This window comes from Haloleucobacter albus, from assembly GCF_052492075.1.
On sequence record NZ_JBQWAS010000028.1, the window covers coordinates 35522 to 48704 of the forward strand.

10 protein-coding genes are annotated in these 13183 nt (G+C 62.1%); 1 reads left to right on the plus strand and 9 read right to left on the minus strand.

Features of this window, described 5'->3' with window-relative positions; genetic code table 11:
• Window positions 1-53 precede the first annotated feature (53 nt).
• The 9 genes from ACT6QH_RS10155 to ccoN all read right to left on the minus strand — a co-directional run bounded on the left by ACT6QH_RS10155 (window position 54) and on the right by ccoN (window position 9578).
• Window positions 54-1178, minus strand: a complete 1125-nt coding sequence (locus tag ACT6QH_RS10155) for an MFS transporter (RefSeq protein ID WP_444974712.1) — start codon at window positions 1176-1178, stop codon at window positions 54-56.
• Window positions 1175-1327 (minus strand): cbb3-type cytochrome oxidase assembly protein CcoS, encoded by a 153-nt coding sequence (gene ccoS, locus ACT6QH_RS10160; protein ID WP_444974713.1) that lies wholly within the window; start codon window positions 1325-1327, stop codon window positions 1175-1177. Before ccoS ends, ACT6QH_RS10155 begins: the two co-directional genes overlap by 4 nt.
• Window positions 1324-3537, minus strand: coding sequence for a heavy metal translocating P-type ATPase (locus ACT6QH_RS10165; RefSeq protein ID WP_444974714.1), 2214 nt, complete (start codon window positions 3535-3537; stop codon window positions 1324-1326). Before ACT6QH_RS10165 ends, ccoS begins: the two co-directional genes overlap by 4 nt.
• Before the next feature lie 145 nt (window positions 3538-3682).
• Window positions 3683-4222 carry a FixH family protein gene (locus ACT6QH_RS10170; protein ID WP_444974715.1) on the minus strand — a complete coding sequence of 180 codons (540 nt, stop codon included), beginning with the start codon at window positions 4220-4222 and terminating at the stop codon, window positions 3683-3685.
• Window positions 4223-4300: 78 nt separating this feature from the next.
• Entirely contained in the window at window positions 4301-5761 is a 1461-nt protein-coding gene (gene ccoG / locus ACT6QH_RS10175) for a cytochrome c oxidase accessory protein CcoG (protein ID WP_444974716.1), read from the minus strand.
• 339 nt (window positions 5762-6100) lie between these two features.
• Complete coding sequence (gene ccoP / locus ACT6QH_RS10180; protein ID WP_444974717.1) at window positions 6101-6985, minus strand: cytochrome-c oxidase, cbb3-type subunit III; 885 nt, start codon at window positions 6983-6985, stop codon at window positions 6101-6103.
• Between the two features lie 4 nt (window positions 6986-6989).
• Entirely contained in the window at window positions 6990-7151 is a 162-nt protein-coding gene (locus tag ACT6QH_RS10185) for a cbb3-type cytochrome c oxidase subunit 3 (RefSeq protein ID WP_444974718.1), read from the minus strand.
• A 2-nt stretch (window positions 7152-7153) separates the two neighbouring features.
• On the minus strand, window positions 7154-7900 hold the full coding sequence (gene ccoO, locus ACT6QH_RS10190) for a cytochrome-c oxidase, cbb3-type subunit II (RefSeq protein WP_444974719.1): 747 nt from the start codon (window positions 7898-7900) through the stop codon (window positions 7154-7156).
• A 13-nt stretch (window positions 7901-7913) separates the two neighbouring features.
• Window positions 7914-9578 (minus strand): cytochrome-c oxidase, cbb3-type subunit I, encoded by a 1665-nt coding sequence (ccoN, locus tag ACT6QH_RS10195; protein ID WP_444974720.1) that lies wholly within the window; start codon window positions 9576-9578, stop codon window positions 7914-7916.
• 792 nt (window positions 9579-10370) lie between these two features.
• Here ccoN and treY point away from each other — a divergent pair.
• Window positions 10371-13175 (plus strand): malto-oligosyltrehalose synthase, encoded by a 2805-nt coding sequence (gene treY / locus ACT6QH_RS10200; protein WP_444974721.1) that lies wholly within the window; start codon window positions 10371-10373, stop codon window positions 13173-13175.
• Window positions 13176-13183: the final 8 nt, after the last annotated feature.

Below are 13183 nucleotides of genomic sequence, written 5' to 3' on the forward strand. Positions count from 1 at the left end.
AACCAACCATTGCGGGGGCCTTCAGCAGTCTCAACCCCGCCTGAGCAGGCGCATCAGAACAGGACGCCGCCCAGTGCGGCCCCCACAATGGCGAAGGAAAACAGCGTGCCATCATGCAAGGCCAGCGCCAGCCGGCTAGGCGCGCCAGCACGATAGATCCAGCCCGTAGCGCCAACCGTGGCGACAGACCAGCCCGCCCCCACCAGAATGAGCGCTGCGGTAATCGTCTCCGGCGTGCCTTCATATTGCAGGGGCACGGCGGCGGCGACCAGCCCCAGCCCGCCCAGCGCCACCAGAATGGGTGAGATCCTGTCGCCCAGAAAGGCCAGTGGCACGGCCGGGGCATACATGGCCGCCACATGCAGGGCGATGAAGCCGAACACCGCCGCCTCTCCAATGCCGCAACCCACCAGCGCCAGCGGCGCGCCGGACATCACGGCATTCATGCCGAACCAGGCCAGAGCCCCCAGAATGGTGGGCCACACAATGGCGCTGAGCGGCGCGGTTTCCTTCGGGCGGAAGATGGCCGGCGGATCAGACGCCAGCGTCACCGCCACGCCGAGAGAACAGGCATGGGCCAGCGCAGCAAGCCCCGCAGCCCCGACAAGAAAGAAGGGTGAGACAAGATCTTCCGCAACGCCAGCAAGTGTCGGCCCGGCCAGTGCGGCCAGCACGCCACCGCCCAGCACGCCAGCTGTGGCCGCCGTGGGCCGCCCGCTCGCCGCAGCCGCCTCATGCCGATAAAAGAAGGAAAAGCCCTGCGCCATGCCCAGCCACAGCGCCCCCAGACAAGCCCAGCCAAACTGGCGCTGAATCAGCGCCACCACCAGCAGCGCCCCGCCGGCAATGCCCAAAGAGGCCCCCAGCGCAAAGCCCGTGCGCCGGCCAAAGGCATCACGCAGGAAAGAGGCGGGAAAAGAAGCCAGCGCCGCTCCCAGAAGCATGGCAGCGAAGGGCCATGTGGCCATATCCATGCTGGGAGCCAGTTGCGCACCGGCCAGCGGCAGGGCTGCGGAAGCCACCGTCTGCGCCAGCACGGCAAAGGCGAAACCCACCGCCAGCGCCAGCGTTGAAACCGCCTTGGGCCCGTTATCATTGGCGGGGGGGTCGAATTGCGGGTCGCAGATGCAGACCAGCATACCCGCCCGTGGCTCAGCCGCCGGCACCGGATTGTTCATTTCTGCGGCAGATCATCATCGGAAAGAACGCGCACCGACGCCCCGTCCAGATCATCAAACTGGCCGCTCTTCATGCTCCACAAAAAGCCCAGCAAGCCGACAAAGCCCAGAAACAGGGCCAGAGGAATAAGATAGACGAGGACGTTCACGCGACGACCTCCTTCATGGCTGTCACTTCGGAAAGAGCCTTATCCTTGCGCCCGGGCCGCGCTGCGCGCAAGGCATTGAGCGTGACAAGGATGGATGAACCTGACATGGCCAGCGCCGCCACCAGCGGGGTGACGAAGCCGAACACGGCCAGAGGCACGGCGATAATATTGTACAGGATGGCAAGGGCCAGATTCTGGCGCATCAGATGCGCGCCCTTGCGTGCACCATCCACCATCACCAGAACCGGGGCGAGATGACGGCCAAGGAACACCGCATCGGCATGAGCCTGCGTCACAGCCGCCCCTGTAGCCGGTGAAAGCGAGGCCGTGGCGGCGGCCAGAGCGGGGGCATCATTCAGCCCATCCCCCACCATCAGCACACGATGGCCCTCGGCCTTCAAGCTCTCCAGCATCTCAATTTTCTCGGCGGGCTTCAGGCCGCCAACCGCATGGACAATGCCCAGTTCCGCCGCCACTGGGGCCACGGCCTCCGGTCTGTCGCCGGAGAGCATCCACACCGTCAGACCGCGCGCCTTCAGCCCCTCCACCACAGCGTGCGCATCCGGGCGCAAGGCCTGCTCCACGCCCATCACAAGCGTGCAGGCACCACGGCGGAAGGCGATGAGAGATGCCGTATCCGGCATGTTTTCCGGCGCGCGCGCCTCACAGAAAGCGAGACTGCCAAGGCGCAGCTCCTCCCCCTTCCACATGGCGCTGACACCCGCACCTGTGGTTTCCCGCACGTCATCCAGCGCAACACCACCGGGCGCACTCTGCGCCACGGCGCGCGCCAGCGGGTGATGGCTGGACAGGGCCAGACGGGCGGCCAGCGCCACATCCGCCGGGTCCGCACCTTCGGGCAGGCGCAGGGTTGGTTCCGGCAGGGTGAGCGTGCCGGTCTTGTCAAACACCACCGTATCGACCGGAGCGAGGCGCTCCAGCACATCGCCGGCATTCACCAGAAGACCGGCCCGAAACATGCGCCCCATGGCGGTGACCTGCACCGTAGGCACCGCCAGCGCCAACGCACAGGGACAGGTGATAATGAGCACCGCCACCGCGATCAGCACCGCATGATGAAGCCCTGCCCCCAGCAGCAGCCAACCAATGGCCGAAAGCAGCGCGGTGAGGTGCACCATGGGCGAATAATAGCGCGAGACCCTGTCGGCCAGGCGCACATAGGCGCCCTTCTCGGCCAGTGCGCCATCCAGCAGGCGCTGCACATCATCCACCAGCGTGTTCTCGCCACCGGCTGTCACGCGGACATGCAGCGCGCCATCGCCATTCAGGCTACCGGCATAAACACTCCCGCCCGCATTCAGGGCGCGCGGCAGGGTTTCACCCGTTACCAGGCTTTCATCCACGCTGGAGGAGCCGGAAACCACCACGCCATCTGCACCGATACGCTCTCCCGGTGCGACGAGAAGAGTATCGCCGGGCTGAAGCGCCTGCACCGGCACCAGCACCGGCGTGCCCGCAGCATCCAGCCGGTGAGCCATCTCGCCCCGCAAGGCGGCGATATTGCCGGCCAGCGCGCGGGTGCGTCGGCGCGCTTCGTGATCGAAATAGCGACCCGCCAGCAGGAAAAAGAGCAGCATCACCGCGCTGTCGAAATAGGCGTCGGGCTGGCTCAACGCGGTTTCCACTACGCTCATGCCCAAGGCCAGCATGATGCCCACCGTAATGGGCACATCCATGTTCATGCTGCCATTGCGCAGGGCGCGAAAGGCGCTCTGATAGAAAGGCAGGCCCGCATAGGCTGCCGCCGGCAGCGCAATGAGCGCCGAGAGCCAGTGAAAGAAATCCCGCGTTTCCGGCGTAATATCGCTGACATTGCCGGACCAGACTGAAACTGACAGCAGCATGATGTTCATGGCGGCAAAACCCGCCACACCCAGGCAGCGCAACAGCCATTTGGCATAGCGCGCCTCGCTGTCCTCCGCCCGGCCGGCAAAGGGGTGGGCGCGATAGCCCAGTTGTTCCAGCCGCTCCACCACATTGGTGGCCGCGCCCCCCTCGCCCCATTCCACCGTGAGGCGATGGGTGGTGTAGTTCAGCCGCGCCCGCACCACGCCGGGCAGGTCTTTCACCCCATCCTCGATCTGCGAGATGCAGGCGGCGCAATCAATCCCGTCAATGGCCAGACTCATGCGCGACAGGCCATCGTCATCCTGTGTCACGAAAAGGGAGTAATCGACCGCTTCCGCCATGCTCTCATCCGGGGTTGAACCAGCATATGCCGGCAGCGCCAGCCACCTGAACCGGCCTATTATGGGGCCTGATTCCGGCATTCATCAGGCCACCCGGCCGGAAGAAGACAAGGCCCGGACCATGCCGGTGGGCCTTCAGGCTGGATTAGTGCGACGCTCCAGCCGCCGCCTGATCTGCCTGCGGCAGATAGATTCGGTTGCGCGAGCGGAACATCCGCTCATCGCCCTTGGTGAAATCAATCACCAGAACCCATTGGCCGGGGTTTGCCGTCACATCCGCCCGGTAGCGTCCATTGCCCAGAGGCTCCAGATCCAGCCGCACATCCTTGCGCGCATCGGTGGGGTGCGCCAGACGGCCTTCCGCCACCAGCCCGGTAAGGGGCTTGCCTGCGGCATCTTTCGCATTCACCGTAACTTCGCGCAGCCCGCTGGACAGTGTTTCAAGATCGACCTCCACCTGCCAGTGACGATTGTTCTGGCGGGCGGCGGCTTCCCGTTCCGCAGTGAATTCCAGACCGGCCTTGTAGGAGCTGGGTGTTTCCACGCCGGCAAAGGTGGAGATGGCGTAATGCGCCATCACGATGTTCACGGCCACGACAATCATGAAAAAGAACAAAATGCCGGCGAGCACCATGCGCCCGGAAATCTGCTTTCCGGAATGCACATCTGTGGAACTCTTCGCCATAAACGCACCTCCCTGTGCCCTGCCCGCGAAACAGATCCGCGGGCAGGAACATGCAAGCTTGCATCACCTCCACCGGCCTCAGGGGCCGATGAAGTGATCCTGCACGCTGGCTTCCACGCCAGTCGCCGCATCCCTGATACGGAAGGTGATAGGCAAGGATGCCTTCGGGGGCAACTTCTCATGGGTGGTCACAAGGACGCGGACTTCCTGAGTCTGGTCAGGACCAACCATTACGACACCACCACTCTCACCCACAACCTGAAGGGTTGCACCGGGCACACCAGTAATGGCCAGACCGAAGGCCCGCTCCTGCCGCTGCTTGTTGGTGAGGCGCAGCGTATAGGCATTGCGCACGCTGCCATCTGAAAGCTTCACGAACAACGGGTTACGGTCATGAATAGCCGCCACGCCCTCGGAAGAACGATTGATGAGCGTGGAGAGCATGAGCCCGCCCACAAACAGGATGAGCAGCGTATAGAGAACGGTTCGGGCCCGGATGATCCGCCGCACGAAGGGCTTACCCTCAACGCGTGCTTCCAGATTGGCCTCACTATCATACATGATGAGGTTACCGGGACGCCCCACCTTCTCCATCACCGTGTTGCAGGCATCAATGCACAGGCCGCACTGGATGCAGGACAACTGCATGCCCTGGCGAATATCCACGCCCGTGGGACACACATGCACACACTGTCCGCAATCAATGCAATCACCCGCAGCCTGCCCGGCTGCACGCGCTGCCTTGGCCTTTTTCATGGATGCGCGCGGCTCGCCCCGATCATAGCAATAGGTGACGTTGAGCGCATATTCATCGGTGAGCGAGGCCTGAATACGCGGCCAGGGGCACATATAGGTGCACACCTGCTCGCGCATGAGGCCCGCCAGCGCATAGGTGGTGAAGGTGAGAATACCCACCGTGGCATAGGCCGTGAACGGTGCCTGTAGGGTCAGCATCTCCCACAGGATGGTCGGCGCATCGGCGAAGTACAGCACAAAGGCCGCACCCGTAACCACGCCAATGAAGACCCACAAAATATGCGTCAGCGCCTTGCGGATGAACTTGTTGGCGCTCATGGGCGCAGCATCCAGCATCATGCGTGCACGCCGGTCACCCTGCACCAGCCGCTCAACCCACATGAACAGATCCGTCCAGATGGTCTGCGGGCACATATAGCCGCACCACACACGGCCAGCGACAGCCGTCATGAGAAACAGGATCAGCGCTGCCAGAATAAGCAGGCCAGCGACATAATAAAATTCCTGCGGCCAGATCTCGATGAAGAAGAAATAGAAGCGCCGCGCGGGGAAGTCGATCAGCACAGCCTGGCTGGGTGCATCCGGTCCGCGATCCCACCGCACGAAGGGCAGCAGATAATAGACAGCAAGCGCGAAGATCAGCATCGCCCATTTGATGGAGCGAAAGCGCCCGCGCACGCTCTGCGGATAGATCTGCTTGCGCGCCTCATACAGAGGGATGTCTTCTTCAGGCTCACCCAGATTTGGATCTGGTGCATGTGCTGTATTTGCTGCGGACTTCATAGATGGGCTGCCATGCTGTCGTCAGTGATTGAAAAGCGGCATCCTGTTCTGGTTGGAACAGGAATGTGGCGCCGGAACTGGTGGCCGAAAAAGCGTCTGCGGCATGTTGTGCCCCGGATGGCAGGATGACTGCGGCAATCCTTCTTCGGCACCTTTACGAACTTTAACCAGTTTGGAGCTGTTTAAATCATCAGGCCCCAGAATGTCACGTCCGGCAAGCCCCCTAAGGGGGACCCCAGACGTTTGGTCGCGGCTTCACGCCTCATTTGCCGGTGAAGACATAAAAAAACTCCCGGAAACGCTGTTTCCGGGAGTTCTGTTTGCGCTGGGTCGGGGGCCTTACTGGCCACCACCCAGAGAATGCACATAGACCGTCAGCGCCTTGATGGTCACCGGATCGAGGCGATCATGCCAAGCTGGCATGGTGTTGCCGCGACCATTGTAGATGCCATACTCAATCACCTTCTTATCCGAGCCGAAGAGCCAGATATCATCGGTGAGGTTCGGCGCACCCAGTTCCTGGCTGCCCTTGCCATTATCGCCATGACAGGACGCACAATTGGCGATGAACAGCTCCTTGCCCTGTTCAGTCTGGGCGTTGGGCTCGCTCCGGCCCGAGAGCGTGAGTACATAATCCGCCACCGCAGAAATTTCCTGACGGGAGAGAATGCCATCACGCCCGAAGGCCGGCATGTTGCCGACATGCGCCAGTTCGTGACCGGAACGTGCACCATAATTGATGGTCTGGAAGATCTGGTCGAGCGTGCCGCCCCAGAGCCAGGAGTCATCGTTCAGGTTGGGATAGCCCGGCGCACCACCGGCACCGGCGCCATGGCACGGTGCGCAGTTATCTGCAAAGGCCACACGCCCCTGAGCCCGCGCAAGCGTGAGCAGAGCCGGCGTATCCTCAATCTGCTGGAGAGAGGATTCCGCCAGCTGGGCGGTGGAGGCCTCACGCAGGGAGCGCAGCTCCTGCAATTCGATGGCCACGGCGCTGCGCGAGTTCCAGCCCGCAACACCTTGCGTGTTGGTGGTCAGAAGCGGCCAGGCCGGATACATGATGCAGTAGCCGATCGCCCAGACGATACAGGCATACCATACCCACAGCCACCAGCGCGGCAGCGGGTTGTTCAGTTCCTCAATACCATCCCATTCATGGCCAGTGGTCCGCACGCCGGTTACGGCATCGAGGCGACCGTGGGAATTATTGTCTGTCGAGCTCACGGGATCAGTCCTCTTTCAGCGGAATATTGGCCGCGTCTTCAAAGTCCTTCTTACGCTTGCGAGAAGGCCAGAACACATAGACCAGCACCAGCACAAAGGCGAAGACGAAGAGCAGAAGCCCCCAAGTCTGGGCCAATGAGGAGAAAAACGAGTAAGTCTCGTCCATGTTCACCTCACATTGGCCTGGTTGTCATAGAGCTTGAAGTCCACCAGCGTGCCCAGCATCTGAAGATAGGCGATCAGCGCGTCGGCTTCGGTGACCTTGTCACCATTGCCAGCGAAATCCCGAGCCACGGCCTTGGGGTAACGGCTGTCCAGCCCCTCGGTGTCGGCATCGGTGGTTGCCTGGGCCTTCAGATCCGCTTCCGCCGCCTCGATCATCTCTTCGGTGTAGGGCACCCCCATGATCGAGAGAACGCGCATGTCTTCAGCGATATGCTTGGTGTTCAGGCGGGTTTTCGCCAGCCAGGGATAAGCCGGCATGATGGACGCCGGAACCACCGCACGGGGGTTCTTCAGATGCTCCAGATGCCACTGGTCGGAATATTTCCCACCCACGCGGGCGAGATCCGGGCCAGTTCGCTTGGAGCCCCACTGGAACGGATGGTCATACATGCTCTCGGCGGCGAGAGAATAATGGCCATAACGCTCCACCTCGTCACGCAGTGGGCGGATCATCTGTGAGTGACAGTTGTAGCAACCTTCACGCACATAGATGTTTCGGCCGGCCAGCTCGAGAGGGGTGTAGGGCCGCATGCCCTCCACCTTCTCGATGGTGTTCTTCAGATAGAAGAGCGGAGCAATCTCGACGATGCCACCAATGGAGACCACGAAGAGAATGCCGATGGTCAGCCAATACGAGTGCTTCTCGAAGATGGCGTGCTTGGACCAGAAGGACGAACCTTGAGTTGCCATTTTCGCCCCCTCGTCATTCAGCCGCGGCGAGGGCGAGCTCACGCTCTTCCTCGGTCTGCGGGGTTCGGATGGTCATCCACACATTCCACGCCATGATAAGACCACCTGTGAGGAAGAGAATGCCGCCAACAGCACGGATCACATAGAGCGGGTGCACCGCTTCCACGGTTTCGATGAAGGAATACTCCAGGAAGCCGAGCGAGGTGTAGGCGCGCCACATCAGGCCCTGCAGGATACCGGCGACCCACATCGAAGAGATGTAGAGCACGATGCCCAGAGTGGAGACCCAGAAGTGCCAGGAAACGGCACGCAGGGAGTACATGTCCTTCTTGTGATACAGCCAGGGCACCATGGTGTAGATGGCGCCGAAGGAGATGTAGGCCACCCAGCCCAGAGCGCCGGAATGCACGTGACCAACAGTCCACTCGGTGTAGTGGCTCAGGGAGTTCACGGCCTTCACAGCCATCATCGGACCTTCAAAGGTGGACATGCCGTAGAAGGCCACGGCCACAACCATCATACGGATGACGGGGTCTGTCCGCAGCTTGTCCCACGCACCGGAAAGGGTCATCAGGCCGTTAATCATGCCACCCCAGGAGGGCATCCACAGAATGACCGAGAAGGTCATGCCGAGGGTCTGCGCCCAGTCCGGCAGAGCCGTATAGTGCAGGTGATGCGGGCCGGCCCAGATATAGATGAAGATCAGGGACCAGAAGTGCACGATGGACAGGCGGTAGGAATAGACCGGACGGTCCGCGCGCTTGGGGATGTAATAATACATCAAGGCGAGGAAGCCGGCGGTCAGGAAGAAGCCCACCGCATTATGGCCATACCACCACTGGAACATCGCATCCTGCACACCCGACCACAAAATGTAGGATTTGTGCGAGAAGATGGACACCGGGATCGAGAGATTATTCCCGATATGCAGCATCGCGATGGTGATGATGAAGGCGAAATAGAACCAGTTCGCCACATAGATATGCGGCTCCGTGCGCTTCAGGACCGTGCCGAGGAACACCAGAAAGTAGGTGACCCAGACAATGGTCAGCAGCAGATCCGCATACCATTCCGGCTCGGCATATTCCTTGGACTGGGTAATGCCCAGAAGGTAGCCCGTACCGGCGATGAGGATGAAGAAGTTATAGCCCCAGATCACGAACCAAGGCGCAAGATCACCCGCAAGACGCGCACGGGACGTACGCTGCACCACATAGAAGGATGTGGCGATCAGCACGTTGCCGCCGAACGCGAAAATCACGGCTGAAGTGTGCAGCGGGCGCAGGCGACCGAAGGAAATCCATTCGGTATCGAAATTGAAGGCGGGGAAGGCCAGCTGCAATGCAGCCCACACACCCAGCGTAAAGCCTGCAATACCCCAGAACACCGCGAAGATCGTACCGACCTTCACGACATCGAAATTGTAGTTTGGCTTGCCATTAATGGTCTGCGGCACAGGCTGTGCGTCGCGATCCATATAGCGGTTACCCACCGCAAACACCGCCGCAATGCTCGCTGCCGCGAACAGATAGGCATGAAATGCGTATTCCGGCGAGTAAGCCTTGGCGGCCACGATAACGGAAAAAAAGGCCATGGCGGCAAACGCCACCAGAAGCCCGGCCTCACCAAACCGCAGGGACTTCGCCGGGGTCTGGATTGGATCTTGAACAGTCGACATTGCAGAACCCCTTGCGCCGAGGCGTAAAGCTGCACCTAAGGAACCTTCAGCGCACCATGCGCGGGAGGCTCATTTTAGCCTTGATACATATCAAAGGTACAGAACGGGACGTGACTCATGACGAATGTGGCGAAATGTCGCAGCATGTGGACAATTCCCGCCGCATTTCCCTGCCGGGCCGCACGCAGCTTCAATTCCTCAAAGCCGCCGGCTCCTTTAGTTTCATGAAAACACACCTCCTTCTTCGCCGGTTTTGAAGGAACGTCCTCCAGGGGTCAAGGGTTCCCCCCGCCCCCATCTCGCCCACTTTCGGAATGTGAAATGTCATGGATGCCACATTTCAGTACCATTTCCGATTCGTGACAGCGCTGCGAATCCCCGTCTGGCCCCGCTCTCGCCAGACGCATCTGGTGCATCATAAAGAATGCACATGAATGCGTTTCCCCGCCTCGCAAACGCTTATGCTATGAAACCGGAAGCCGGGAATAAGGGCCGGGCGCGCGGGCTTAGAGGCACAAGCAAGCGTCTCTCATGGACAGGCCCGCATGAAGAGGGGATGCGCGTGAAGCAGCAGGCGCCGGAAAGAAGACAGGCCCATAACGCACCGCGACAGCGCCGGCCTTCCACATCAATAATGCCGCAAAAGCAGAATCGCGGCCGGATGGATGCGAGATCTTCTGGCGGGGGAAAGAATCCTATAAGCAATTGTGGCCTCTCCGGGGCATTCCCGGCTGTCGTCCCTTGCGGCGTTCAGCAAAGCCGCTCTTCCCTCTCTCCTGACTGGAGCCGGTCGTGACGACCCCGCGCGCCATTGCTCGCCTTGAACTGCACAAGGATTTCACACTGGAGGCAGCCCTGCCACTGGTGGAGCATTTTGCCGAGCTTGGCATCAGCCATCTGTGCGCCTCTCCCCTGTTGACGGCCCGCGCCGATATTCCCGCCGGCCTTGGCGTGACGGACCACACCGCCATAGACCCCGCTCTGGGTGGCGAGGCCGCGTTACGCCGGCTTGTCAGCGCGCTACGCCGCCATCATATGGGGCTGATTGTGGAGATCACGCCGGGCCATATGGCCACCGGCGGGGCGGACAACGCCGCCTGGAACGATCTGCTGGAATGGGGGCGCGACAGCACATATGCAAGCTGGTTCAATGTGGACTGGCACGCCGCAGATGGCCAGCTGCGTCACAAGCTTCTCACGCCTTTTCTGGATCGCCCCTATGGCATGGCGCTGGCGGAAGGGGCCATCACTCTGGCCTTCGAAACAGCCACAGGGCGCTTTGTCGTACGCCACCGTCACCATGCCTTTCCCATCTGCCCGCTGGATTATCCCCGCATTCTGGAGGCCGGAACACAGCCTGTTGCAACGGAGATGGCCGGGGCTTTTGCCTCCCTTTCCCGCATCCGCCTGAAAGGCGAAAGACTGAGGGCAGCCCACACGCAATTGCACGAACGCGCCTCCACGGGGGAAGGTCGCACCGCTATCAATACCGCCCTCTCCGCCTTCAACCGCCGGGATGAAAATGGGCGCACCCGCCTTCATACCCTGCTGGAGCGACAATCCTATCGTCTGGCCCATACAAGCATGGGCCGGGATGAAAACAACTGGCGCAGCCATCCCGATCACCCCGAACTGATCGGCCTGCGGGTGGAACGCCACGATGTATTCGACGCCACCCATACCCACCTGCTGGACCTTTACGCCGAGGGACTGGTGGACGGCTTCCGTATTGCGGGCTGGAATGATCTGGCAGACCCTGCCGCCTATGCCTCCCGCCTGCGGCTCAAGCTTTCCGGGCGCACCAGCCAACGGCCGGAAGGACTAAGTGCGGCCTATCTGGTTGCCGCTGCGGCCCTGCGCCCCGGCGCGCCCCTGCCCCATGGCGGCGAACTTGCCGGCACCACTGGCGCAGAGGCGCAGGAGGCCATCAGCGCCGTGCTGCATGATGCCCTCTCCACCGCCACCCTCACCGATATCTGGATGGGGCTGACAGGGGATCGCCTGCGGTATGATGATAAATATCTGCAAACCCGCCGGGATATCGTCACCCGCCAGTTCGAAGCGGATCTGCATGCAACAACCCGCACCCTTCAGGATGTGGCTGAAGCGGACCTGACAACGCGGGATTTCTCCTTCCCCGCCCTGCGCCGGGTCACGCTGGAACTGGCGCTGGCTTTCCGCGTGCCGCGCACCTGCGCCGACATGAACGGGCTGGGCGAATGGGATGCCCGCCAGTTTTCCGAAGCCCTCGGCCGGGCTCGCCGCCGCCTTCAGCCGCAAGATCTGCCCGTGCTGGAACAGGTGGCGGACTGGTTGGCCAGCCCGCCCTCCAGCGCCTTCGGCGATATAGAACAGAATGGCGCGCGCGCCAGCGCTCTGGCTCGGTTCGAACAATTCACGGCAGCCATTCATCAGGTGGCCGTGGATGAGGCCCTGTCCTTCCGCCATGGCCGTCTGCTTTCCCGCAGTGAAGCGGGAGCGGACCCGACATTGCTGGGGCTGCGCGCTCCCGGTTTTCATGAGCGTATGGCCGAGCGCGCCGTGCGCAGCCCACATGCCATCACCGCCACCAGCGGGCGCACAAGGCGGCTGGGGGAGGATGCCCGCGCGCGGCTGGCCGTGGTGAGTGAAACCCCGCGGGAATGGGAAACCCTGCTCCAGACCCTACAGCAGATCATGGCCCCCTTCCGCACCCGCCTTCTGGATGGGGTTGCGCCGGAACCTGCCGATGAAATCCTGCTGTATCAGGCACTGGTCGCCAGCTGGCCGCCCGCTGTCCGGCTGGACGATGCGCTGGCCCTGGGTGCCTTGCATGACAGGGTGACCCAATGGCTGCGTCTGGTCATCCGCTCTGCCGGGGTGCGCACCTCTCATCTGCTGCCCAACGCTGATTATGAAGAGGGATGTGCCAGGTTTCTCTCCACACTGATGGAAGGCGAGGCCGGCGCACCGGCCCGCAAGCTGCTCCATGCCTTTGTGGGGCGTATCGCGCGGGCCGGCACCTTGAATGCGCTCTCGCAATGCGTGCTCAAACATACAGTGCCCGGCGTGCCGGAACTGTATCAGGGCGGCAGCCTGTGGGATTACCGGCTGGAAACGACGGATCGCGCTCCAACGCCGGCCCTGCTGTCCACCGGCCGCCCTCCTGCGCTGCCCGCCGCCCTGCCAAACGCCCTGCTGGACAGCTGGCCGGATGGGCGGGTGAAGCAGGCTGTGACAGCCCGGCTGCTCGCCCTGCGCGCCCGGCACCCCGCCCTGTTTGCACAAGGGCGCTATGAACCGCTGATGATGGAAGGCCGACAGCAGGACCGCGCCCTCGCCTTCATGCGCCGCCATCGCGATCAGCTTCTGGTGGTACTGGTCAGCCGGCTGGCTTTTCCCCTGCTGGAAGATGGGCTGAATGCCCCGCGCGTGCCCGGCCTGCGCTGGGCGGATACCGCCCTTGTGCTGCCCCATGGGCTGCACGGCCCCTTCCGCGATATTCTGACAGAACGGGAGGTGGACAGCCGTCTGAGCCGGGTGGAATGCGCTGAAGCTCTGGCCACCTTCCCCGCCGCCGTACTGCTGAAGGAAAGCGCCGCCGGGCGGGCGGGCTGAAGGCCCTC

Bases quoted from the DNA above. Each gene is read 5' to 3' on its own strand.
- ccoG (WP_444974716.1), bottom strand. From the start codon at position 5,761: ATGAAGTCCGCAGCAAATACAGCACATGCACCAGATCCAAATCTGGGT.
- ACT6QH_RS10155 (WP_444974712.1), bottom strand. From the start codon at position 1,178: ATGAACAATCCGGTGCCGGCGGCTGAGCCACGGGCGGGTATGCTGGTC.
- ACT6QH_RS10165 (WP_444974714.1), bottom strand. From the start codon at position 3,537: ATGGCGGAAGCGGTCGATTACTCCCTTTTCGTGACACAGGATGACGAT.
- ACT6QH_RS10170 (WP_444974715.1), bottom strand. From the start codon at position 4,222: ATGGCGAAGAGTTCCACAGATGTGCATTCCGGAAAGCAGATTTCCGGG.
- ccoN (WP_444974720.1), bottom strand. From the start codon at position 9,578: ATGTCGACTGTTCAAGATCCAATCCAGACCCCGGCGAAGTCCCTGCGG.
- ccoO (WP_444974719.1), bottom strand. From the start codon at position 7,900: ATGGCAACTCAAGGTTCGTCCTTCTGGTCCAAGCACGCCATCTTCGAG.
- ACT6QH_RS10185 (WP_444974718.1), bottom strand. From the start codon at position 7,151: ATGGACGAGACTTACTCGTTTTTCTCCTCATTGGCCCAGACTTGGGGG.